The sequence below is a fragment of the Micromonospora sp. NPDC048868 genome, assembly GCF_043198195.1.
Lineage (GTDB): Bacteria > Actinomycetota > Actinomycetes > Mycobacteriales > Micromonosporaceae > Micromonospora > Micromonospora reichwaldensis.
Genome location: NZ_JBICUN010000011.1, coordinates 167528 through 193407, shown reverse-complemented (window position 1 = coordinate 193407; position 25880 = coordinate 167528). Strand labels below are relative to the sequence as shown.

2 protein-coding genes are annotated in these 25880 nt (G+C 76.9%); both read left to right on the top strand.

What is annotated here, in order from left to right:
• The first annotated feature begins 41 nt into the window (after positions 1-41).
• Positions 42-14645: a type I polyketide synthase gene (locus tag ACGFNF_RS19345; RefSeq protein WP_393169498.1), complete on the top strand. Its 14604-nt coding sequence runs from the start codon at positions 42-44 to the stop codon at positions 14643-14645.
• A 41-nt stretch (positions 14646-14686) separates the two neighbouring features.
• Positions 14687-25870 carry a type I polyketide synthase gene (locus ACGFNF_RS19340; RefSeq protein WP_393169496.1) on the top strand — a complete coding sequence of 3728 codons (11184 nt, stop codon included), beginning with the start codon at positions 14687-14689 and terminating at the stop codon, positions 25868-25870.
• Positions 25871-25880 lie beyond the last annotated feature (10 nt).

Genomic DNA, 25880 nt, shown 5'->3' with positions numbered 1-25880 from the left:
CGGCATGTCGCACACCTCGAACCCCGATACGGAGTGGCCCGATGCCCACTGAGGCAGAGTTCCTCGACTACCTCCGGCGTGCGACTGCCGACCTGCGCGACGCGCGCCGGCGGGTGCGCGAGGTGGAGGCCAAGGACCGCGAGCCGATGGCCGTCATCGGCATGGCGTGCCGGTTCCCGGGCGGCGTGTCCAGCCCGGCCGAGCTGTGGGACCTCGTCGACCGGGGCGGCGACGGGGTGGGCGACTTCCCGGCCGACCGGGGCTGGGACCTGGAGCGGCTCTTCAACGTCGACCCGGACAACCCGGGCACGTCGACCAGCAGCCAGGGTGGCTTCCTCTACGACGCGCCGCAGTTCGACCCGGGCTTCTTCGGCATCAGCCCCCGCGAGGCCCTGGCGATGGACCCGCACCAGCGGCTGCTGCTGGAGATTTCCTGGGAGGCGTTCGAGCACGCCGGCATCGACCCGCAGCGGCTGCGCGGCAGCCGGACCGGCGTCTTCGCCGGGGTGATGTACCACGACTACGCGTCGCGGGTGCTGGACCTGCCCGACGGCGTCGAGGGCTACATCGGCACCGGCAACTCCGGCAGCGTCGTGTCGGGGCGGGTGGCGTACACCTTCGGGCTGGAGGGCCCGGCGGTCACGGTGGACACGGCCTGCTCGTCGTCGCTGGTCGCCGTGCACCTCGCGACGCAGGCGCTGCGCCAGCGCGACTGCGACTTCGCGCTCGCCGGCGGCGTGACGGTCATGTCCACCCCGGGCACCTTCGCCGACTTCTCCCGCCAGCGGGGCCTGGCCTCGGACGGCCGGTGCAAGTCGTTCGCCGCCGCCGCCGACGGCACCGGCTGGTCCGAGGGCGTCGGCGTGCTGCTGTTGCAGCGGCTCTCCGACGCCCGCCGCGACGGCCGGCGCATCCTCGCCGTCGTGCGGGGCAGCGCCGTCAACCAGGACGGCGCCAGCAGCGGGCTCACCGCCCCGAACGGCCCGTCGCAGGAGCGGGTGATCCGGCAGGCCCTCGCGAACGCCCGGCTGTCCCCGGCCGACGTCGACGTGGTCGAGGCGCACGGCACCGGCACCACCCTCGGCGACCCGATCGAGGCGCAGGCGCTGCTGGCCACGTACGGGCAGGACCGGGGCGAGGGCGGTCAGCCCCTCTGGCTGGGCTCGGTCAAGTCGAACCTGGGCCACACCCAGGCCGCTGCGGGCGCCGCCGGACTGATCAAGATGATCGAGGCGATCCGGCACCGGACCATGCCCGCCACCCTGCACGTCGACGAGCCGTCCCCGCACATCGACTGGTCCGCCGGGCAGGTGTCGCTGCTGACCGAGGCACGCCCGTGGTCGGCCCCCGACCGGCCGCGCCGGGCCGCCGTGTCGTCGTTCGGCATCAGCGGTACGAACGCGCACGTCATCCTGGAGGAGGCGCCCGTCGACGACGCCCCGTCCACCGACGAGGCCCCGTCCGCCGCCGACGCGCCGGTGGCGCTCCCGCTCGCCCCGGTGTTCCTCTCCGCCCGTACGCCCGAGGCGCTCGCCGGGCAGGCCGGCCGCTGGGCCGACCACCTCGCCCGCGTCGACTCCCCGCGCCCGGTCGACGTCGCGGCCTCCTCGGTCAACCGCGCGGGGCTCGAACACCGCGCGGTCGTCCTGGCCGGCGACGCGGACGACCTGCTCGCCGGGCTGCGGGCCCTCGCCGCCGGCGAGCCGACCGGCACCGTCACCACCGGCGCGTCGGCCCCGCGCGGCCGGGTGGCCTTCCTCTTCTCCGGCCAGGGCGCGCAGCGCGCCGGCATGGGTCGCGAGCTGTACGCGGCCTTCCCGGTCTTCGCCGCCGCCCTCGACGAGGCGTGCGGGCACCTCGACCCGCTGCTGCCGCGCCCGCTGCGCGAGGTGCTGTTCGCCGGGGCGGGCACGCCCGAGGCGGAACTGCTGGACCAGACGGTCTTCACCCAGGCGGGGCTGTTCGCCGTCGAGGTGGCGCTGTTCCGGCTCGTCGAGTCGTTCGGTGTCGCGCCGGACCTGGTGGCCGGGCACTCCATCGGCGAGATCGCGGCGGCGCACGTCGCGGGCGTGCTCTCCCTGGCCGACGCGTGCGCGCTGGTCGCCGCGCGGGGCAGGCTCATGCAGGCCCTGCCGGCGGGCGGCGGCATGCTCGCCGTGGCGGCCGACGAGGCCGCGGTTGCCGCCTCCCTGGCGGGGCTGACCGGCCGGCTGGACGTGGCCGCCGTGAACGGCCCCGCCGCCGTGGTGGTGGCGGGCGACGTCGAGGCCCTCGACGAGGTGCAGCGGGTGTGGTCCGAGCGGGGCGTGCAGACCCGCCGGCTGCGGGTGAGCCACGCCTTCCACAGTGCGCGGATGGACCCGATGCTGGCCGAGTTCGCGGCCGTCGCCGAGGGGCTGACGTTCCGGCCGCCGACGATCCCGGTGGTGTCGAACCTGACCGGCCGCGTCGCCGACGCCGAGCAGCTCTGCGACCCGGGCTACTGGGTGCGCCACGTACGCGGCACCGTGCGCTTCGCCGACGCCGTCGACTGCCTGCGCGCCGAGGAGGTCGACACCTACCTGGAGGTGGGGCCGAACGGCGTCCTGACCGCCATGGCGCAGAACTGCCTCGCCGAGCGCGCGGAGGACGACACCGCGCCCCTGCTGGCCCCGGTGTCGCGCCACGACCGGCCCGAGCCGCAGGCCCTCCTGGAGGCCCTCGCGCTGCTGCACGTGCACGGCGTGACCGTCGGCTGGGCCGACCTGCTCGACCGGGCCGGCGGCCGGCACCTGGACCTGCCGACGTACGCCTTCCAGCACCAGCGCTACTGGCTGGAGCCGGCGGGCCGGTGGACGGACGTCTCCGGGGCCGGCCTCGGGGCGGCCGGGCACCCGCTGCTCGGCGCGGCCGTCTCCGTGGCCGGCGAGGACATGGTGGTGCTGACCGGCCGCCTGTCCACGTCGACGCACGCCTGGCTCGCCGACCACTCCGTCTCCGGCGTGGTGATCGTGCCGGGCGCCGCCCTGGTGGAGTTGGCCGTGCGGGCGGGCGACGAGGTGGGCGCGTCGCGGGTGCGGGAGCTGACCGTGGCCGCGCCGCTGGTGCTGCCGTCGGCGGGTGCGGTGCGGGTGCAGGTGCGCGTCGGCGCGGCCGACGAGGCGGGCACCCGGTCGGTGACCGTGCACTCCCAGCCGGAGGAGGCCGTCGACCCGGAGTGGGTCCGGCACGCGGAGGGTGTGCTGGAGCCGGCGACGGCCGACGAGCCGGGCGTGGGGGAGTGGCCGCCGGCCGGCGCGGCCGAGGTGGACGTGGCGGGCTGGTATCCGGCGCTGGCCGAGCGCGGCCTGGCGTACGGGCCGGTGTTCCGGGGGCTGCGCCGGGTGTGGACGACCGGCGGCGACGAGGTGTTCGCCGAGGTGGCGTTGCCGGACGAGGTGGCGGGCGACGCCGCCGGCTTCGGCGTGCACCCGGCGCTGCTGGACGCCGCCCTGCACCCGATCGGGCTGCTGCCCGGTGCGGAGGGCTCGGGCGGGCCGCGGGTGCCGTTCGCGTTCGAGGGTGTGCAGGTGCACGCCTCGGGCGCGCGGGTGCTGCGGGTGCGGCTGACGCGCGCGGGCTCGGCGGTGCGCCTGGTGGCGTGCGACGAGTCGGGCGCGGCCGTGGTGTCGGTGGACTCCCTGGCGCTGCGGGAACTGACCGGGGTGTCGTCGTCCCCGGACGCGTCGTCCCGGTCGCTGTTCGAGGTCGCCTGGCAGGCCCAGGAGGTCACCCCGGCCGGGGACGTCTCCGGGTGGGCGCTGGTGGGCTCGCCCGCCGCCGCCGACCTGCCGTCGTACGCCGACGTCGATGCGGTGACCGCGACGGCCGCCGGGCCGTCGGGCGTGACGCCGCGCCTGCTGCTGGTGCCGGCGGGCAGCCTGCGCCGATCCGACCACGCCGGGACGGAGACCCGCCCGGTCCACGGCGAGGACGCCGACCTGTTGGCGGACGCCGCCGACAACGTCCCCGACGCGGTACGCGCGGCGACCACGGCCGTGCTGGCGACCGTCCGGTCCTGGCTGGCGGCCGACGCGCTGTCGGAGTCGCGGCTGGTGGTGGTGACCCGGGGCGCGGTGTCGGTGGGTGCCGACGACCGGGTGTCGGACCTGGGCGGTGCGGCGGTGTGGGGTCTGCTGCGTTCGGCGCAGTCGGAGCACCCGGGTCGCATCGTGCTGGCGGACGTCGACGGTGACGTGGATGCCGGGCTGTTGGGTGTGCTGGCCACGGTGGCTGACGAGCCGGTGGCGTTCGGTGGTCAGGTCGCGGTGCGTGCGGGTGGGGTGTTCGTGCCGCGTCTGGTGCGCGCGGTCGCCTCGTCGGCGCAGGCGCCGGTGGTGGGTGACGGTGCGGTGCTGGTGACCGGTGGTACGGGTGCGCTGGGTGCGCTGGTGGCGGAGCACCTGGTGTCGGTGCACGGCGTGCGGTCGCTGGTGCTGGTGTCGCGGCGCGGTCCGGAGGCCGCGGGTGCGGGCGAGCTGTCGGAGCGGCTGTCCGCGCTGGGCGCGTCGGTGCGGATTGCCGCCTGCGACGTGACCGACCGGGACCAGGTCGGCGCGCTGGTGGCCGAGGTCGCCGCCGAGGGTCGGCTGGCGGGTGTCGTGCACACCGCCGGTGTCCTGGACGACGGGATCGTGGAGGGACTGACCGCCGAGCGGCTGGCCGGGGTCCTGGCGCCGAAGGTGTCGGCCGGGTGGTTCCTGCACGAGGCGACGGCGTCGCTGGATCTGGACCTGTTCGTGGTGTTCTCGTCGGTGGCGGGGGTGCTCGGCTCGCCGGGTCAGTCGGCGTACGCGGCGGGTAACGCGTTCCTCGACGGGCTTGCGGTGTACCGGCGGCAGTTGGGTCTGCCGGCGGTCAGTCTCGCGTGGGGCATGTGGGACACCCCCGGCATGGGCGCGTCCCTCGACGAGGCGGACCGGGCGCGATCGACCCGGGGCGGCGTCACCGCGATGAGCGCCGAGACCGGGCTGCGGCTGTTCGACGCCGCCCTGACCGCCGAGCGGCCGGCCCTGGTACCGGCCGTGATCGACCTGGCCGCCCTCCGGGCCGCGGCCGGCGCCGGCCTGGTGCCGCCGATGCTCCGTAACCTGGTCGGTACGACCACGACCCGCCGCCAGGCGGGACAGGGCACCACCTGGGCGACCCGCGTCAGCGGCCTCGCCGCCGACGAGGCGCGGGCCCAGATCGACGTGCTGGTACGCGGCCTCGTCGCGCAGGTGCTCGGGCACGGTGGCGCGGAGGCCGTGCCGGCCGACCGGGCGTTCCGGGAGCTCGGCTTCGACTCGCTGACCGCCGTCGACCTGCGTAACCGCGTCAACGCGGCCACCGGCCTCCGGCTGCCCTCGACGCTGGTGTTCGACTACCCGACGCCCCAGGCGCTCGCCGCCCACGTGCACGCCGAGCTGGCCGGCGCCGCCGGCGGCACCGCCGCTCCAGGCGCGCGGACCACCACCCGGGTCGACGAGCCGCTCGCCATCGTCGGGATGGCCTGCCGCTACCCCGGCGGCGTCGAGACGCCCGACCAGTTGTGGGCGCTGCTGGCCGCCGGCGGCGAGGGCATCGGGGAGTTCCCCACCGACCGGGGCTGGGACCTGGAAAGCCTGTTCGACCCCGACCCCGACCACCCCGGCACGTCGTACACGCGCCACGGCGGTTTCCTCTACGGCGCCGGCGAGTTCGACCCGGGCTTCTTCGGCATCTCGCCGCGCGAAGCCCTGGCGATGGACCCGCAGCAGCGGCTGCTGCTGGAGGCGTCGTGGGAGTCGTTCGAGTCGGCCGGTCTCGATCCGCAGCGGTTGCGGGGCAGCCGGACGGGTGTCTTCGCCGGCGTCATGTACCACGACTACGCGTCGCAGCTCATGGAGCTGGCCGACGAGGTCGAGGGCTACGTCGGCACCGGCAACTCGGGCAGCGTCCTGTCCGGTCGGGTGGCGTACACGTTCGGCCTGGAGGGCCCGGCCGTCACCGTCGACACCGCCTGTTCGTCCAGCCTCGTCGCGCTGCATCTCGCCGCGCAGGCGTTGCGTTCAGGTGAGTGCGATCTGGCGCTGGCCGGCGGCGTGACCGTCATGGCCACGCCCGGCACGTTCATCGAGTTCTCCCGGCAGCGTGGGCTGTCGCAGGACGGCCGCTGCAAGTCGTTCGCCGCCTCGGCCGACGGCACCGGCTGGTCCGAGGGCGTGGGTGTCCTGCTCGTGCAGCGGCTCTCCGACGCCCAGCGGGAAGGCCGGCGCATCCACGCCGTGCTGCGGGGCACGGCCGTGAACCAGGACGGCGCGTCCAACGGGCTGACCGCCCCGAACGGCCCGTCGCAGCAGCGCGTGATCCACCAGGCGCTCGCGAACGCCCGCCTGACCCCGGCCGACGTGGACGCCGTCGAGGCGCACGGCACCGGCACGACGCTGGGTGACCCGATCGAGGCGCAGGCTCTGCTGGCGACGTACGGGCAGGAGCGTCCGCAGGATCGGCCGTTGTTGCTGGGGTCGGTGAAGTCGAACATCGGGCACACGCAGGCCGCCGCCGGTGTGGCCGGTGTGATCAAGATGGTCATGGCGATGCGCCACGGCCTGGTGCCGGCGACCCTGCACGTGGACGAGGCGTCGCCGCACGTCGACTGGACGGCCGGGGCGGTGGCACTCGCGACCGAGCCCACCCCGTGGCCGCAGGTGGATCGGCCGCGTCGGGCGGCGGTGTCGTCGTTCGGCATCTCCGGCACCAACGCGCACGTGATCATCGAGCAGCCGCCCGCCGAGCCGGTCGACGCACGCGCCGCCGACCGTCCGCGCGCCGGCGTCGTACCCCTGGTGCTCTCCGCCGTGGACGCCCCGGCGCTGCGCGACCAGGCGGCCCGGCTGGGCGCGCACCTCGCGGCGCACCCGGAGCTGGAACCGGCCGACGTCGCGCACGCCCTGGCGACCACCCGGGCGGCGTTCGGGCACCGCGCCGTCGTCCTCGGCCGCGACACCGTCGGCCTGACGCGGGCCCTGGAGTCGCTCCGCCTCGGCGAGGCCACCCCCGCCACGGTCACCGGCACCGCGCTGCGCGGCGGCGACCCGGTCCTCGTCTTCCCCGGCCACGGCGACCCGTGGCCCGCCACGGCCGTCGAACTGCTGGACCGGTCGCCGGAGTTCGCCGCCGCGATCGCCGCCTGCGAGGCGGCCCTCGCACCCCACGTGGACTGGTCGCTCACCGCCGTGCTGCGCGGCGCCGACGGCGCCCCACCCGCGACGGACCCCCGGGTGACGCACCCCGTCCGGTGGGCCGTGGCGGTCTCGCTGGCCCGCTGGTGGCGCTCGCTGGGCGTCCGGCCCGCCGCCGTGCTCGGGCACGCCCACGGCGAGGTCGCGGCCGCCTGCGTGGCCGGCGCGCTGTCGCTGGAGGACGCGGCGAGGACGATCGCCCTCGGCAGCCGGGCCGACGCCGACCCGGACGCGCTGGCCGGGACCACCCTCGGGCCGGCCGAGGTGCCGCTGTACTCGGCGGCGACCGGCGGACGGGTCGACACCGACGGCCTCGACGCCGCCCGCTGGTACGGGGGGCTGGCCGACGGCGTCGACGTCGACCCGGTCGTGCGCGCCCTGCTCGACGAGGGCCACCAGGTCCTCGTCGAGGCCGCCACCGGGCCCGTGCTCGCCGCCCGGATGGGAGAGACCGCGCAGGCCGCCGACGCCGTCGTGGTGGCCGCCGCCGACACCGACGCCGGCGGTTGGCCCCGGATGCTGACCGTCCTCGCCGGGCTGCACGTGCACGGCGTGCCCGTGGACTGGACGGCCGTCCTGGGCGCCCGCACCGGCCCGCCGGTGGAGCTGCCGACGTACGCCTTCCAGCGCCAGCGGTACTGGCCGCAGGCGCAGGTCACGACCGGCCCCGCCCCCGCCGGCCAGGACGAGGCGGACCGGCACTTCTGGGAGGCCGTGGAACGCGCCGACCCACAGGCGTTGGCCGCCGCCATGCGGATCGACGAGACGGCGGCCCGGTCCCTCGACCCCGCGCTGCCGCTGCTCTCCTCGTGGCGCCGACGCCGCCGCGACGAGTCCACCGTGGACTCGTGGCGCTACCGGGTGAGCTGGAAGCCGGTGACCGTCGCGCCGGAGGCCACCCTGTCCGGCGCCTGGCTGCTGCTGGTGCCGGCGGACGGCGCCGCGCACCCCCTGGTCGACGGCGTCGCCCGGGCCCTCACCGAGGGCGGGGCCGAGGTGGTCCGGATCGACGTGCCGGAGACGGACCGGCAGGCGCTGGCCGAGCGGCTGGCGCGTACCGGCGCCGTCGCCGGCGTGCTCTCCCTGCTCGGCCTGGACGACGTCGCGCACCCGACCCACCCGGTGGTGCCGGCGGGCCTCGCCGGCACGTACGCCCTGGTCCAGGCCCTCGGCGACGCCGGTGTCACCGCCCCCCTGTGGTGCGCCACCACCGGCGCGGTCTCCACCGGCCGGGCCGACCCGCTCGACCGCCCCCGCCAGGCGATGCTCTGGGGCCTCGGCCGGGTGGTCGCCCTCGAACACCCGGACCGCTGGGGCGGCCTCGTCGACCTGCCCACCGAGCTGGACGCCCGGGACCGGGGCCGCCTCGTGGCGGTGCTGGCCGGCGTCGACGCCGAGGACCAGCTGGCGCTGCGCCCCTCCGGGGTGTTCGCCCGGCGACTGGTCCGGGCCCGCGCCGAGCGCACCGCGACAGGGGACTGGCGTCCCGCGAGCGGCGCCGTCCTGGTCACCGGCGGCCTCGGGTCGATCGGGGCCCAGGTGGCGCGCTGGCTGGCCCGCGAGGGCGTCGGCGAGCTGGTGCTGACCGGCCGCCAGGGCCCCGCCACGCCCGGCGCCGACGAACTGGCGGACGAACTGCGGGCCGCCGGCGCCACCGTCACCGTGGCCGCCTGCGACGTCGCCGACCCCGCCGCCGTGCGGGCCCTCGTCGAGCGGCTCGCCGGGCAGGGCACCCGCATCGGAGCCGTGTTCCACACCGCCGGCGTCGCCCACGCCGCACCGGTCGCGGCCACCGACGTGGCCGACCTCGCCGACGCCCTGCGGGCCAAGGTGGCCGGCGCGGTCAACCTCGACGAGGTGTGCGGCGACGAACTGTCGGCGTTCGTGCTCTTCTCCTCCGGCGCGGGCGTCTGGGGCGGCGGGCACCAGGGCGGCTACGCCGCGGCCAACGCCTTCCTCGACGCGCTCGCCGAGGACCGGCGCCGGCGCGGCCGGGCCGCCACCGCCATCGCCTGGGGCGCCTGGGACGGCGGCGGCATGGTCGACGCCGAGGGCGCCGCCGACCAGATGTTCCGCTCGGGCGTCCGGGCCATGCGCCCCGACCTCGCGGTCTCCGTCCTGGCCGAGGCGCTCGACCACGGCGACACCACGCTCACCGTGGCGGACATCGCCTGGGACCGGTTCCTCCAGACCTACACGCTGGCCCGCCCCCGGCCGCTGATCGCCGACGTCCCCGAGGTGGCCCGGCTGCTCGCCGCCGGGCAGCGCGACGGCGACACGCCCGACGCGGCCTCGCCGCTGCGCGGCCGGCTGGCCGGACTCGCCGCACCGGAACGGCGCCGCGTCCTGCTCGACCTCGTACGGGTCCACGCGGCGGCGGTGCTGCGCCTGTCCTCGCCGCAGGCGTTGGCGGCGGACCGGTCGTTCCGGGAGATCGGCTTCGACTCGCTCAGCGCCGTCGAGATGCGCAACCGGCTCGCCGAGGCGGTGGGGCTGAACCTGCCGGCGACCCTGGTCTTCGACCGCCCGACGCCCGACGCCCTCGCCGAGCACCTGGCGACCCGGCTCACCGGCGACGACACCCCGGCGGCCGAGCCCGTGCGGGCCGCCACCGCGCTGGACGAGCCGATCGCCATCGTCTCGATGAGCTGCCGCTACCCCGGCGGCGTCGCCGGCCCCGAGGACCTGTGGCGACTCGTCGCCGAGGGGCGCGACGGCATCGCGGAGTTCCCGGCCGACCGGGGCTGGGACCTGGCGGCGATCTACGACCCCGATCCCGACCGTCCCGGCACCTCGTACGTGCGGGAGGGCGGCTTCCTCACCGACGCCGCCGGCTTCGACGCCGCCCTGTTCGGCATCTCCCCGCGCGAGGCGATGGTGATGGACCCGCAGCAGCGGGTGCTGCTGGAGAGCGCCTGGGAGCTGTTCGAGCGGTCCGGCACCGCGCCGGCCGACATGCGGGAGACCAACACCGGCGTCTTCGTCGGCACCAACGGCCAGGACTACGCGACGCTGCTGATGGCCGCCCGGGTCGAGACCGAGGGCTACCAGGCCACCGGCAACGTCGCCGCCGTCATCAGCGGTCGGCTGGCGTACCACTTCGGGTTGCAGGGCCCGGCTGTCAGCGTCGACACCGCCTGCTCGTCGTCGCTGGTGGCGCTGCACCTGGCCTGCCAGTCCCTGCGGCAGGGCGAGTGCGATGTCGCCGTCGCCGGCGGCGTGACGGTGATGGCCACCCCCGGGCCGTTCCTGGAGTTCGCCCGGCAGCGGGGGCTGGCCCTCGACGGCCGGTGCAAGTCGTTCGCCGGGGCCGCCGACGGCACCGGCTGGGGCGAGGGCGTCGGCCTGGTGATGTTGCAGCGGCTCTCCGACGCCCAGCGCGACGGTAGGCGGATCCTCGCCGTCGTGCGCGGCTCGGCGATGAACCAGGACGGCGCCAGCAACGGGCTGACCGCCCCCAACGGGCCGGCCCAGGAGCGGGTGATCAGCCAGGCGCTGGCCAACGCGCGGCTGACCGCCGCCGACGTGGACGCCGTCGACGGGCACGGCACCGGCACCCGCCTCGGCGACCCCATCGAGGCGCAGGCGCTGCTGGCCACGTACGGGCGGGACCGGCCCGCCGACCGGCCGCTGCTGCTCGGCTCGGTCAAGTCGAACATCGGCCACACCCAGGCCGCCGCCGGCGTCTCCGGCGTGATCAAGATGGTGATGGCGCTCCAGCACGACCTGCTGCCGCCCACCCTGCACGTGGACGAGCCCTCGCCGCACGTGGACTGGTCGGCGGGCGCGGTCGCGCTGCTGACCGAGGCGCGGCCGTGGCCGGAGGCGGACCGGCCGCGCCGGGCCGGCGTGTCGTCGTTCGGGGTCAGCGGCACCAACGTGCACGTCATCCTCGAACAGGCGCCCGCCGCCGCGCCGGCCGACACCGGGACGCCCCGGCCGGCCGACGGACCGCCGGTGCTGCCCTGGGTCGTCTCGGCCGACACCGCCGGCAGCCTGCGGGCCCAGGCGGCCCGACTGGCCGACTGGCTGCCGGGCACCGCGACGCCCGCCGCCGACGTGGCCCGGGGACTGGCCACCGGACGCTCCCCGCTGCGGCACCGCGCGGTGCTGCTCGCCGCGGACGCCGACGCGGCCCTCGCCGGCCTGCGGGCACTCGCCGCCGGCGAGGAGCACCCGGGACTCACCCGGGGCGTCGCCGAGCCCGGCGGCGCGCTGGCGGCGCTCTTCTCCGGCCAGGGCGCCCAGCACGCCGGGATGGGCCGTCGCCTGTACGAGACGTTCCCGGTCTTCGCCGCGACGGTCGACGAGGCGTGCCAGCACCTGGACGCGTACCTGCCGCGGCCGCTGCGCACCGTGCTCTTCGCCGAGCCCGGCACCGCCGAGGCCGACCTGCTCGACCAGACGGCCTTCACCCAGGCCGGGCTCTTCGCCGTCGAGGTGGCGCTGTTCCGGCTGCTCGAACACTGGGGGATCCGGCCCGACTTCGTGGCCGGGCACTCCGTCGGGGAGATCAGCGCGGCCCACGTGGCCGGGGTGCTCGACCTGCCCGACGCCTGCGCGCTCGTCGGCAACCGGGGCCGGCTGATGCAGGCCCTGCCCGCCGGCGGCGGGATGCTCGCCGTCGCCGCGCCCGAGGTCGACGTGCTGCGGGCGCTGGACGGCACGTCGGGCCAGGTCGCCGTCGCCGCCGTGAACGGGCCGGCCGCCGTCGTCGTCGCCGGGGCGCAGGACGCGCTGACCGCTCTGGCCGACCACTTCGCCGGCCTCGGCGTGCGTACGAAGCGGCTGCGGGTCAGCCACGCCTTCCACAGCCCGCTGATGGAGCCGATGCTCGCCGACTTCGCGGCCGTGGCGGCGAGTCTGTCGTACGCCCCGCCGACGGTGCCGCTGGTGTCGAACCTGACCGGCGCGGTCATCGACGCCGAGCAGCTCTGCACCCCCGACTACTGGGTCCGGCACGTCCGGGAGGCGGTCCGCTTCGCCGACACCGTCACCCACCTGCACGCCCACGGGGTGACCCGGTTCCTGGAGATCGGGCCGGACACCGTGCTGACCGCCCTGACCGCCGACGCGCTGCCGGCGGACGCCCCGGTCGTGGTGACCGGCGTGCAGCGGCCCGGCCAGGACGAGGTGGCCACCCTGCTCGGCGCGGTGGCCCGACTGCACTGCCACGGCGTGGCCGTCCGCTGGTCGCGGCTGCTGCCCGGCGCCGGTCCCGTGGACCTGCCCACGTACGCGTTCGACCACCAGCGGTTCTGGCCGACCCTCGACGCGGCACCGGCGCACGCCTCCGCCGCCGCGCACGACGACGTCGACTCGGCGTTCTGGCGGGCCGTGGCGTCGGGCGACGGCGACGCGCTCGCCGGGCGGCTCGGCCTCGACGCGGACCGGCCGCTGCGCGAACTGCTGCCGGACCTGGACCGGTGGAGGCGCCAGCAGCAGGAGGACACCCTCGCCGGCGGCTGGCGCTACCGGGTCACCTGGCGTCCGCAGGCCCTCGCCCCGGGTGCCGTCGACGGCACGTGGACCCTGGTCCACAGCGGCACGGACCAGCCGGTCGTCGACCGGCTCGCCGAGCTCGTCACCGCCCGGGGCGGCACCGTGCGGCAGCTCGCCGTCGACCCGGCCACGACCGACCGCACGGCGCTCGCCGCGCAGCTGGCCGGCGCCGCGCCGACCCGGATCGTGTCGCTGCTCGCCCTCGACGAGCGACCGCAGCCCGACCACCCCGCCGTGCCGCTGGGCCTGACCGCGAACCTCGCCCTGGTGCAGGCGGTCACGGACGCCCTGCCCCCGGTGCCGCTGTGGCTGCTCACCCGGCAGGCCGTCGCCACCGCCGACGGGGACCCCGTCGTCCGCCCCGCCCAGGCCACCACCTGGGGTCTCGGCCTGGTGACCGCGCTGGAACACCCCCGGCACTGGGGTGGCCTGCTGGACCTGCCCGAGACCCTGACCCCGGCCGCCGCCGAGCACGTCCTGGCGGCGCTCACCGCCGCCGGGCACGAGGACCAGCTCGCGGTGCGCGACTCCGGCACGTACCTGCGCCGGCTGGCCCGCGCGCCCCGCGCCGAGGCGGCGGCCGACTGGCAGGCGCCGGGCACCGTCCTGGTCACCGGCGGCACCGGCGCGGTCGGCCGGTACGCCGCGGCCTGGCTCGCCCGGCACGGCGCGCGGCGACTGCTGCTGGTCAGCCGGCGCGGCGCGGCGGCCCCCGGCGCGGACGAGGCGGTGGCGGAACTGGCCGCGCTGGGCGCCGAGGCCCGGGTGCTGGCCTGCGACCTGGCCGACCGGGACGCGGTCGCCGAGCTGGTCCGTGGCCTGCGCGCCGACGGCGAGACCGTGCACGCGGTGGTGCACGCCGCCGGGGTGGGCCGGCTCAACCCGGTCGCCGCGGTGACCGGGGCGGAACTCGCCGACGTCGTCTCCGGCAAGATCGCCGGTGCCCGGCACCTGGACGAGTTCCTCGACCCGGAGTCGCTCGACCTGGTCGTGCACTTCTCCTCCATCGCCGCCGTCTGGGGCGTCGGCGACCACGGCGCGTACGCCGCCGGCAACGCCTTCCTGGACGCCTGGGCGCAGTCCCGGCCGGCCGGGGGTCCCCGGCACCTCTCGGTGAACTGGGGGCCGTGGGCCGGCGGCGGCATGGTGACCGACGCGCACGCGGCGGCCATGAGCCGGCGCGGGGTGTCCCTGCTGGACCGGGAACCGGCGATGGCCGCCCTGCGCGCCGGCCTCGGCGGCGACGACACCGCCCTCACCGTCGCCGACATCGACTGGGACCGCTTCGCGCCGGTGTTCGCCTCCGCCCGGCCCCGGCCGCTGATCAGCGAGATCGCCGAGGTGGCCGCCCAGGCCGCGGCGGCGCGGGCCGACGCCGAGGACGGCGACCAGGTCGCCGGCGAGCTGCGCAAGCGGCTCGGCGAGCTGTCGCAGGCCGAACAGGCGCGGCTGCTGGTGGACCTCATCCGCACCGCCGCCGGCGAGGTCATCGGCCACGACAGCCCGTACGCCGTCGAGGCCGGCCGGCCCTTCCGGGACCTCGGCTTCGACTCGCTCACCGCCGTGGAGCTGCGGGGCCGGCTGGCCCGCTCGACGGGGCTGAGCCTGCCCAGCTCGGTGGTGTTCGACTACCCGACGCCGCAGGCGCTGGCCGAGCACCTGCGGGCCGAACTGCTCAGCGAGGCCTCGGTGGAGGCCCTGCCGACGCTGGCGGAGCTGGACCAGTTGGAGAGCGCCCTCGCGCTGCGCGACCCGGACGACATCGGCCGGGTGCGGATCACGATGCGGCTGCACAGCCTGCTCGAACGGCTCGGCACCGCCGAGGAACGCCGGGAGGAGACCGCCGAGGTCGCCGACCGGCTGCGGGTGGCCAGCAACCAGGAGCTGTTCGACCTCATCGACCAGGACCTCGGGCTCTCCTGAGCCGCCCGGGGACCTGTGGTGTCACGAGAAAGCGAGATGTCATGGCGGACGAAGAGCGGCTGCGCGAATACCTGACGCGGGTCGTCGCCGAACTTCAGCAGACCCGCCAACGGCTGCGCGAGGTCACCGCCGAGGAGTCCGAGCCGGTGGCGATCGTGGCGATGAGCTGCCGCTACCCGGGCGGCATCAGCTCGCCCGAACAGCTGTGGGAGTTCGTCTCGTCCGGCGGGGACGCCATCGGCGACTTCCCCACCGACCGGGGCTGGGACCTGGAGCGGCTCTACCACGCCGACCCGGACAACGCCGGCACCTCGTACACCACCTCCGGCGGGTTCCTGCACGACGCGGGGCGCTTCGACGCCGCCCTGTTCGGCATCTCGCCGCGCGAGGCGGTCGCCATGGACCCGCAGCAGCGGCTGCTGCTGGAGACCACCTGGGAGCTGTTCGAGCGGGCCGGCATCGCCCCGCTGTCGCTGCGCGGCAGCCGCTCCGGCGTCTTCGTCGGCACCTCCGGGCAGGACTACGCCGCCGTGCTGCACCGGGCCCCCGGCGTCGAGGGCTACGTGCTGACCGGCACCGCCGCCAGCGTGGTCTCCGGCCGGCTGGCGTACACGTTCGGCCTCGAAGGCCCGTCGGTCACCGTGGACACCGCCTGCTCGTCGGCGTCGGTCGCCATCCACCTCGCCTGCCAGGCGCTGCGCCAACGCGAGTGCGGCCTCGCCCTGGCCGGCGGCGCGACCGTGCTGGCCACCCCCGGCCCGTTCGTCGAGTTCTCCCGGCAGCGCGGCCTCGCCGCCGACGGCCGGTGCAAGTCCTTCGCCGCGTCCGCCGACGGCACCGGCTGGTCCGAGGGCGTCGGCATGCTGCTGCTGGAACGGCTCAGCGACGCCCGCCGCAACGGCCACCCGGTGCTCGGCATCATCCGCAGCTCGGCGGTCAACTCCGACGGCGCGTCCAACGGCCTGACCGCCCCCAACGGCCCGTCCCAGCAGCGGGTCATCCGGCAGGCCCTGGCCGGCGCGAAGCTCACCCCCGACCTGGTCGACGTGGTCGAGGCGCACGGCACCGGCACCACCCTCGGCGACCCGATCGAGGCCCAGGCCCTGCTCGCCACGTACGGCCGGGAGCGCGGCGACGCCGCGCCGCTGCTGCTCGGCTCCATCAAGTCCAACATCGGCCACACCCAGGCCGCCGCCGGCATCGCCGGAGTCATCAAGATGGTGGAGGCGATGCGGCACGGCGTCGTGCCGGCCACCCTGCACGTCGACGAGCCCACCCCGCACGTGGACTGGGCCACCGGCGCGGTCACCCTGGTCACCGAGGCCACGCCGTGGCCGGCCGTGGACCGGCCGCGCCGCGCCGCCGTCTCCTCCTTCGGCATGAGCGGCACCAACACCCACCTCATCCTCGAACAGCCCGAGCCGGCCCGCGCCGAGACCGACCAGCCGGAGCCGCCCGCGCCCGCGCCGGTGCTGCTCACCGGCCGCACCCGCGCCGCGCTGCGCCACCAGGCCGAGCGCTGGTCGCGGTACGTCGCCGACGACCCGGACGTGCGCCCGGCCGACGTCGCCTGGACCTCGGTGGTCTCCCGCTCGCCCCTGGAACACCGGGCGGTCGTCCTCGCCGACGACCGCGAGGGCCTGCTCGCCGCCCTGCACGCCCTCGCCGACGACCGGCCCGCCCCCGGCCTGGTCACCGGTGCCGCCGCCGAACGCGGCGGGGTCGCGTTCCTCTTCTCCGGCCAGGGCGCGCAGCGCGCCGGCGCCGGCCGGGAGCTGTACGGGACGTACCCTGTGTTCGCCGAGGCCCTCGACGAGGTCTGCGCCCACCTCGACCACCGGCTGCCCCGGCCGCTGAAGCCGCTGCTGCACGCCGAACCCGGCACCGACGAGGCGGCGCTGCTCGACCAGACCGTCTTCACCCAGGCCGCGCTCTTCGCCGTGGAGGTGGCGCTGCACCGGCTGCTCGGCTCCTGGGGGCTGGCCCCGGACATGGTCGCCGGGCACTCCGTCGGCGAGCTGACCGCCGCCCACGTCGCCGGCGTGCTCACCCTCGACGACGCCTGCGCCCTCGTCGCCGCCCGGGGCCGGCTCATGCAGGCCCTGCCCGCCGGCGGCGCGATGCTCGCCGTCGCCGCCGACGAGGCCCGGGTCGCCGAGTCGATCGCCGCGCTGACCGACCGGGTCGCCGTCGCGGCCGTCAACGCCCCCGGCGCCGTCGTCATCTCCGGCGACGGCGCGGCCATCGACGAGCTGGCCGACCTCTGGACCGGCCGGGGGGTGAAGGTGCGGCGGCTGCGGGTCAGCCACGCCTTCCACAGCCCGCTGATGGAGCCGATGCTCGCCGAGTTCGCCGCCGTCGCCGCCGGCCTCGACCTGCGCGCCCCCACCCTGCCGGTGGTGTCCAACCTGACCGGCGAGCTGGCCGACCCGGCGCAGCTCACCGACCCGAACTACTGGGTGCGCCACGTCCGGGAGGCGGTCCGCTTCGCCGACGGCGTACGCACCCTGCGCGCCCACGGCGTCGGCACCTTCGTGGAGGTCGGCCCCGACGCCGTCCTCACCGCCGGCATCCAGGAGACCCTCGCCGAGGCCGGCGACGCCGCCCCCGCCGTGGTGGTGCCGGTGCTGCGGCGGGACCGCCCGGACCGTCGCGCCCTGCTCGCCGCCCTCGCCCAGCTCCACGTCGCCGGCACCCCGGTGCGCTGGGCGGACCTCCTCGCCGACCGGCCCGGCCGGCTCGTCGGCCTGCCCACCTACCCGTTCGAGCGGCAGCACTACTGGGTGCCGGCCGAGGCGTCCGCCGACGACACCACGACGGGCGGGGCCGGCGCGCTCGACCGGCGGTTCTGGGCGGCCGTCGAACGCGCCGACCTCGACGCGTTGCGCGACACCCTCGCCGTCACCGACACCGCCGCCGCCGAGTCGCTGCGTACCCTGTTGCCCGTCCTCGCCGACTGGCGGCGGCAGCGGCAGGAACACTCGGTGCTCGACGGCTGGCGGTACCGGGCCGACTGGCAGGTGACCGGAGAACCCGCCCCCGCCCGGCTGGCCGGCACCTGGCTGCTGGCGCTGCCCGCCGGCGGCGCCGACGACCCGGCAGTGCAGACCGTCCGGGCCGCGCTGACCGGCGCCGGTGCCGACGTGCTGCCGCTGACCGTGGAGCCGGACGCCGACCGGGCCGGCCTCGCGGCGTCCCTCGCCGGCACCGACCCCGCCGGCGTCGTCTCCCTGCTCGCCGCCGAGCCGCCCGCCGCCGACAGCACCGTCCTGCCCGGCCTGGCCGCCACCCTCGCGCTCGTGCAGGCGCTCGGCGACGCCGGCCTGGCCGCGCCGCTGTGGCTGGTCACCCGGGGCGCGGTCGCCGCCGCCTCGTACGACCGGCTCACCGACCCGGCGCAGGCCGCCATCTGGGGCCTCGGCCGGGTGGTCGGCGTCGAGGCCCCGCACCGCTGGGGCGGCCTGGTCGACCTGCCGCCGGAGCCCGACGACCGGGCCGCCACCCGGCTCGCCGCGATCCTCACCGGATCGACCGGCGAGGACCAGCTCGCGGTACGCGGCCCCGGCGTCTTCGCCCGCCGCCTCGTGCGCGCCGCCCTCGGCGACCGCCCGCCGGCGCGCCGGTTCACGCCCACCGGCACCGCCCTGATCACCGGCGGCACCGGCGGACTCGGCGCCCGCGCCGCCCGCTGGCTCGCCGCCGCCGGAGCCGAGCACGTCGTGCTGGTCAGCCGGCGCGGACCCGACGCCCCCGGCGCCGCCGAGCTGGAGGCCGAGCTGACCGGCCTCGGGGCCCGGGTCACCGTCGCCGCCTGCGACATCGCCGACCGGGCCGCCCTCGCCGACCTGCTCGACCGGGTCGAGGCCGACGGCCCGCCCGTGCGCACCGTCCTGCACGCCGCTGGCATCGCGCAGGCCACCCCGCTGGCGGAGGTCACCCCCGCCGAGCTGGCCGAGGTGACCGTCGGCAAGACCGCCGGCGCCGCCCACCTCGCCGACCTCCTCGCCGACCGGGAACTGGACGCCTTCGTCGTCTACTCGTCCATCGCCGCCACCTGGGGTAGCGGCGGGCAGGCCGGGTACGCGGCCGGCAACGCCTACCTCGACGCGCTGGTGCAGCGGCGGCGGGCCGAGGGCCGGGCCGGCACCGCCATCGCCTGGGGACCGTGGTCCGACGGCGGCATGCACGCGGCGGACGCCGAGCGCAACCTGCGCCGCCGGGGCCTGCCCGCCATGGACCCGACCGTCGCCATGGGCGCGTTGCAGCAGGCCCTCGACCACGACGACGTCACCGTGACGGTGGCCGACGTGGACTGGGCCCGGTTCGCCCCCGCGTACGCCTCCGCCCGCCGCCGGCCACTGCTGGAGGGCGTACCGGAGGCGCGGGCCGCCCTCGACGGCGGCGTCGCGGTCGACGACGGCGACGAGGGCCCGGCGGCGACCCTGCGCCGGCGGCTCGCCGGGCTGGCCCCGGCCCGCCGCGAGGAGGCCGTCGCCGACCTGGTCCGGGAACTCGCCGCCGACGTGCTCGGCCACGACGGCGGGGCCGCGGCCATCCCGGCGACCACCGCGTTCCGGGACCTCGGCTTCGACTCGCTGACCGCGGTGGAGCTGCGCAACCGGCTCGTCGCCGCCACCGGGCAGGCGCTGCCCACCACCCTGGTCTTCGACCACCCGACCCCGGTCGTGCTGGCCCGGCTCCTGCTCACCGGCCTCTTCGGCGCCGACGCCGACGCCGGGCCGGCCCCCGTCGCCGCCCCGGCCGCCGTCGACGACGACGAACCGGTGGCCATCGTCGCCATGGCCTGCCGCTACCCCGGGGGCGTCGACGACCCCGAGCGGCTGTGGCGCCTCGTCGCGGACGGCGTGGACGCCATCGGCGACTTCCCGACCGACCGGGGCTGGGACCTCGACCGGCTCTACGACCCCGACCCGGCCAACCCCGGCACCACCTACACCGACAAGGGCGGCTTCCTCGACGGTGCGGCGGAGTTCGATCCGGGCTTCTTCGGGATCTCGCCGCGCGAGGCGGCGGCGATGGACCCGCAGCAGCGGTTGCTGCTGGAGGTCTCGTGGGAGGCGGTCGAGCGGGCAGGGGTTGAGCCTGGGGTCCTACGGGGTTCGCGAACAGGGGTGTTCGTGGGCACGAATGGTCAGGACTATGGGGCCCTGCTCATGGCTGCGGGGGAGCAGGCCGAAGGGTTCGGGGCCACAGGCAACGCCGCGAGTGTGGTGTCGGGTCGGGTGGCGTACGCGTTGGGGTTGGAGGGGCCGGCGGTGTCGGTGGACACGGCGTGTTCGTCGTCGTTGGTGGCGTTGCACCTGGCGGTGCAGGCGCTGCGGCGCGGCGAGTGCGACATGGCCCTCGCCGGCGGCGTCACGGTCATGGCCACCCCCGGCACCTTCTTCGAGTTCTCGCGGCAGCGTGGGCTGGCCGCCGACGGCCGGTGCAAGGCGTTCGCGGCGGCTGCGGACGGCACGGGCTGGGGCGAGGGCGTCGGCATGCTGCTGGTCGAGCGGCTGTCGGACGCCCGGCGCAACGGCCACCGCGTCCTGGCGATCGTGCGGGGCAGCGCCGTCAACCAGGACGGTGCCTCCAACGGGTTGACGGCGCCGAACGGCCCGTCGCAGCAGCGGGTGATCCGCCAGGCCCTCGCGGGTGCCGGGCTGGGCACCGCCGACGTGGACGTGGTCGAGGCGCACGGTACGGGCACGACGCTGGGCGACCCGATCGAGGCGCAGGCGCTGCTGGCCACGTACGGGCAGGGCCGCGAGGGGCACGAGCCGCTGCTGCTCGGCTCGATCAAGTCGAACCTCGGGCACACCCAGGCCGCCTCGGGCGTGGCGGGTGTGATCAAGATGGTGCTGGCGATGCGGGAGGGCGTGGTCCCCGCGACGCTGCACGTGGACGAGCCGTCCCCGCACATCGACTGGTCCGCCGGGGCCGTCGAATTGGCGATCGAGTCGCGGCCGTGGCCGGCGGTGGACCGGGCGCGTCGGGCGGCGGTGTCGTCGTTCGGCATGTCCGGCACCAACGCCCACGTGATCATCGAGCAGGCCGACGAGCCGGAGGCCGTCGTCCCCGCCGTGGCCGGCCCCGGACTGGTGGCGTCGGGCGTCGTGGTGTGGCCGGTGTCGGCGCGGTCGAAGGCAGCCCTGGCGGGCCAGGCGGCCCGGCTGGCGCAGTACGTGCGCGAGCGCGCCGAGGTCGATCCGCCGGCGGTGGGCTGGTCCCTGGCGACGACCCGGTCGGTGTTCGACCAGCGGGCCGCCGTGGTCGGTGCCACCTCCGCGGAGCTGCTGGCGGGGCTGGACGCCCTCGCGTCCGGGACGCCGGCCGGCACCGTCGTCACGGCGACGGCGTCCGGCCACGGCGCGGGCCCGGTGTTCGTGTTCCCGGGTCAGGGTGCGCAGTCGGCGCGGATGGCGGCCGGCCTCGTCGGTCGTACGCCGGTGTTCGACGCGCGGCTTGCGGAGTGCCAGCGGGCCCTCGCCCCGTACCTGGACGTGGACCTCGTGTCGGTGTTGACCGGCGACGACGAGTCGTGGTTGGCGCGGGTCGAGGTCGTGCAGCCGGTGCTGTGGGCCGTCGGCATGGCCCTGGCAGCGGTGTGGCAGCACGCCGGGGTGACCCCGGCTGCGGTGGTCGGCCACTCGCAGGGCGAGATCGGTGCGGCGTGCGTGGCCGGGATCCTGTCCCTGGAGGACGCGGCGAAGGCCGTGGCGCTGCGCTCGCGGGCGCTGACGGTGCTGCGGGGCACCGGCACGATGGCGTCGGTGGACCTGTCCGCCGACGCGGTGGCCGAGCGGCTCGGGGAGTTCCCCGGCGTGGGTGTGGCGGCGGTGAACGGCCCGTCCACGGTGGTGGTGTCGGGTCCGCCGCAGGCGGTTGCCGACCTGGTCGAGGCGTGCCAGGCCGACGGGGTGCGCGCCCGGTTGATCCCCGTGGACTACGCGTCGCACTCGGCCGCCGTGCAGGAGGTCGCCGAGCAGTTGCGTGCCGACCTGGCCGACGTGACCCCGCAGCAGGGCCACGTCCGGCTCGTCTCCACGCTCACCGGGGACTGGGTGGACCCGTCCTCGATGACGGCCGGCTACTGGTACGACAACCTGCGGCAGACCGTCCAGTTCGAGGCCGCCGTGCGGGTGGCTGTCGAGGCGGGTCACACCACGTTCGTCGAGATCTCCCCGCACCCGGTGCTGACGATGCCGGTCACGGCGATCCTGGATGACGCGGGCGCGAGCGGGCACACGCTGGGCAGCCTGCGGCGCGGTGACGACGACGCGACGCGGCTGCTGACGAACCTCGCCACCGCGCACACGATCGGCCTGCCCGTCGACCTGACGGCCGTGCTGGCCCGCACCGACGCCCTCGCGCTGCCCACGTACGCCTTCGCGCACGGACGCTTCTGGCTGGACGCCCCCGCGCACCGGGTGCGCGACGTCGGCTCCGCCGGCCTCCAGGACACCGACCACCCGCTGCTCAGCGCGGCCGTACCCGTCGCCGACGACCAGACGGTGGTGCTGACCGGGCGGCTGTCGGTGCGTACCCACCCGTGGCTCGCCGACCACGCCGTCGGCGGGGCGGTGATCGTCCCCGGCACGGGGCTGGTCGACATGGTGGTCCGGGCCGGCGACGAGGTCGACGCCGGCCAGGTCGGCGACCTGACGCTGATCAACCCGCTGGTGCTCCCGCCGGCCGGCGCGGTCCAGGTGCAGGTACGCGTGGGCCCGCCCGGCGACGCCGGCGAGCGGAGCGTCACCGTGCACTCCCGCCCCGAGGAGGACGCCGACGCCGAGTGGACCCGGCACGCCGAGGGCCTGCTGCTGCCGCACCTGCCCGCCCCGACCGCCGTACCGGGGCAGTGGCCGCCGGCCGACGCCGTCGAGGTCGACGCCGACCTGGACGCCTGGTACGCGCAGATGGCCGAGGGCGGCCTCGGCTACGGCCCCGCCTTCCGTGGCCTGCGCCGGGTGTGGCGCGGCGACGGCGAGGTCTACGCCGAGGTGGCCCTGCCCGAGGAGGCGACCGCCGACGCGTCCCGCTTCGGTCTGCACCCGGCCCTGTTCGACGCGGCCCTCCAGGCCAGCGGGATCACCGCCCTGCTCGGCGACGCGGCGGACACCTCCGGGGCGGGCTGGATGCCGTTCGCCTTCCGCTCGGTCGCCCTGCACGCCCACGGCGCCACCCGGCTGCGGGCGCGGCTGCGGTCGCTCGGCCCGGACACCGTCGCGGTCACCCTCGCCGACACCGCCGGCCAGCCGGTGGCCACCGTCGAGTCGCTGACGTTCCGCCCGGTCGCCGCGGGCCGGGCCGACGAGGCCGCCGCCCTGCGCCGCACGTCGGTGTTCCACCTGGACTGGACGCCGCTGCCGGGCACCGACGCGGCGGCCGGGGAGGCCCGCTGGGCGCTGCTCGGCGACGACACCCTCGGCCTCGCCGGGGCGCTCGCCGCCGCCGGGCACCCGGTGCGGGCGCACGCCGACCTGGCAACGCTGGTCGCGGCGGTCGAGGAGTCCGGGGACGTACCCGATGTGGTGCTGGACCTGCGCTCCGGCGCGGAGACGGACCCGCAGCGGGCCGGCGCGGCCGCCCACGACGCGGCCCGCGACGCGCTCGCGCTGGTGCAGCAGTGGTTGGGCGAGCCCCGGCTGGAGCGGTCCCGGCTGGTGCTGCACACCCGGGGCGCGGTCGGCGCGGCCCCGGGCGAGGCCTCGCGCGACCTGGCCCGGGCGAGCCTGTGGGGGCTGGTGCGCTCCGCGCAGTCCGAGCACCCCGGCCGGTTCACGCTGCTCGACACCGACGACGCCGCCGCCTCCCTGGCGGCCGTCCCGGCGGCCGTCGCCTCCGGCGAGCCGCAGCTCGCGCTGCGCGACGGCGTGTCGCTGGTGCCCCGGCTGGCCCGGGCCCGCGACGCCGGGGTGCTGCCGCTGCCCGCCGACGAGGTGCCGTGGCGCCTCGACGTCACCGAGAAGGGCACGCTGGAGAACCTGGCCCTGCTGCCCGCCCCCGAGGTTTCCGGGGAGCTGCCGGCGGGCCACGTCCTGGTGGGGATGCGCGCCTCCGGGCTGAACTTCCGCGACGTGGTGCTGGCCCTCGGCATGGTCCCCGACCAGGAGGTGCTGGGCAACGAGGGCGCCGGTGTGGTGCTCGGCGTGGGGCCGGGGGTCACCGACCTCGCCCCCGGCGACCGGGTGATGGGCATCTTCTCCGGCTCGTTCTCCTCGGCGGCGGTCACCGACCGCCGGCTGCTCACCCGCATCCCCGACGGCTGGTCCTACACCGACGCCGCCGCCGTGCCCGTGGTCTTCCTGACCGCCTGGTACGGCCTGGTGGAGCTGGCCCGGCTGCGCGCCGGGGAGTCCGTGCTCGTCCACGCGGCGGCCGGCGGCGTCGGCATGGCCGCCGTGCAGATCGCCCGCCACCTCGGCGCGGAGGTCTACGGCACGGCCAGCCCCGGCAAGTGGCCGGCGCTGCGCGCCACCGGCTTCGACGACGCGCACCTCGCCTCCTCCCGCAGCCTCGACTTCGCCGACGAGTTCGCCCACCGCACCGGCGGGCGGGGCGTCGACGTGGTGCTCAACGCGCTCAGCGGCGAGTACGTCGACGCGTCGCTGCGGCTGCTCGCCGACGGCGGCCGGTTCGTCGAGATGGGCAAGACCGACAAGCGGGACCCGCAGCGGGTCGCCGCCGACCACCCGGGGGTCAGCTACCAGGTCTTCGACCTCATCGAGGCCGGCCCGGCGAAGATCGGCGCGATGCTGGCCGAGCTGATGGCGCTCTTCGCCGCCGGTGCGCTGCGGCCCCTGCCCCGGCGCACCTGGGACGTCCGGCGCGCCCCCGAGGCGTTCCGCTTCCTCAGCCAGGCCCGGCACGTCGGCAAGCTCGCCCTGAGCGTCCCGCAGGCGCCGCGGCTCGACGGCACGGTCCTGGTCTCCGGGGCGACCGGCACCCTCGGCGCGCTGCTCTGCCGGCACCTGGTCACCGCGCACGACGCCCGGCAGTTGCTGCTGGTCAGCCGACGCGGCCCGGACGCCGAGGGCGCCGACGAACTGCTCGCCGACCTCAAGGCGCTCGGCGCGGACGTGTCGATCGTCGCCGCCGACCTGGCCGACCCGGACGCCGTGGCGGACGTGCTCTCCATGGTGGACCGGCGGCACCCGCTGCGCGCCGTCGTGCACGCCGCCGGCGTCCTCGACGACGCCACCGTCGAGTCGCTCACCCCGGACCGCCTCGACGCGGTGCTGCGGCCCAAGGTCGACGTGGCCTGGAACCTGCACCGGGCGACCCTCGGCCACGAGCTGAGCGCGTTCGTGCTCTTCTCCGCCGCCGCCGGCGTGTTCGGCGGCCCCGGCCAGGGCAACTACGCCGCCGGCAACGCGTTCCTCGACGCCCTCGCCGAGCACCGGCGGGCCCTCGGCCTGCCGGCGGTCGCGCTGGCCTGGGGCCGCTGGGCGCAGGCCAGCGGCATGACCGGGCACCTCGACTCGGCCGACATCCGCCGGCTCGACCGGGGCGGCATGGCGGCGCTCTCCAACGAGGAGGGCCTCGCCCTGTTCGACGCGGCCTGGCGCTCCGAGCGGGCGACGCTGATGCCCGCCAAGATCATCACCGGGGTGGCCGCGCCCGGTGCGCCCGTGCATCCGCTGCTGGCGAACCTGGTGCGCGCCGCCGGCCGCCGGGCCGCGGCCGGCGAGGCCGCCGACGGGCAGGCGTACGCGGAGACGCTGCGCGCCCTGCCCGCCGACAAGCGGGTACGCGCCCTGCGCGACCTGGTGCTGGCGCACGTGGCGGTCGTCCTCGGCCACGGCGACCCGGCCGGCATCGAACCGACCCGGGCGTTCCGGGAACTCGGCTTCGATTCGCTCACCGCCGTCGAGCTGCGCAACCGGCTCGGCGCGGCCACCGGGCTGCGGCTGCCGGCGACGCTGGTCTTCGACAACCCGACGCCCGAGGCACTCGCCACCCACCTGGCCGGTCAGTTCGCCCCGGCGACCCCGGCGGGCGAGGCGTCGACGGCCGGCCGGGAACTGGACCGGCTGGAGGCGGCGCTCGTCGGGCTCGACCCCACCGACGACGAGTTCCGCAAGATCACCGACCGGCTGCACGGCCTGCTGGGCCGGCTGACCGAACGGCAGGCGGACGCGGACGGTGACGACGACCTGGAGTCGGCCACCGCCGAGAACATCTTCGACCTGATCGACCGCGAGCTGGAGACGTCGTGACCACCAGCCG

Coding starts and splice junctions, on each gene's coding strand:
- ACGFNF_RS19345 (WP_393169498.1), top strand. CDS start 42: ATGCCCACTGAGGCAGAGTTCCTCGACTACCTCCGGCGTGCGACTGCC.
- ACGFNF_RS19340 (WP_393169496.1), top strand. CDS start 14,687: ATGGCGGACGAAGAGCGGCTGCGCGAATACCTGACGCGGGTCGTCGCC.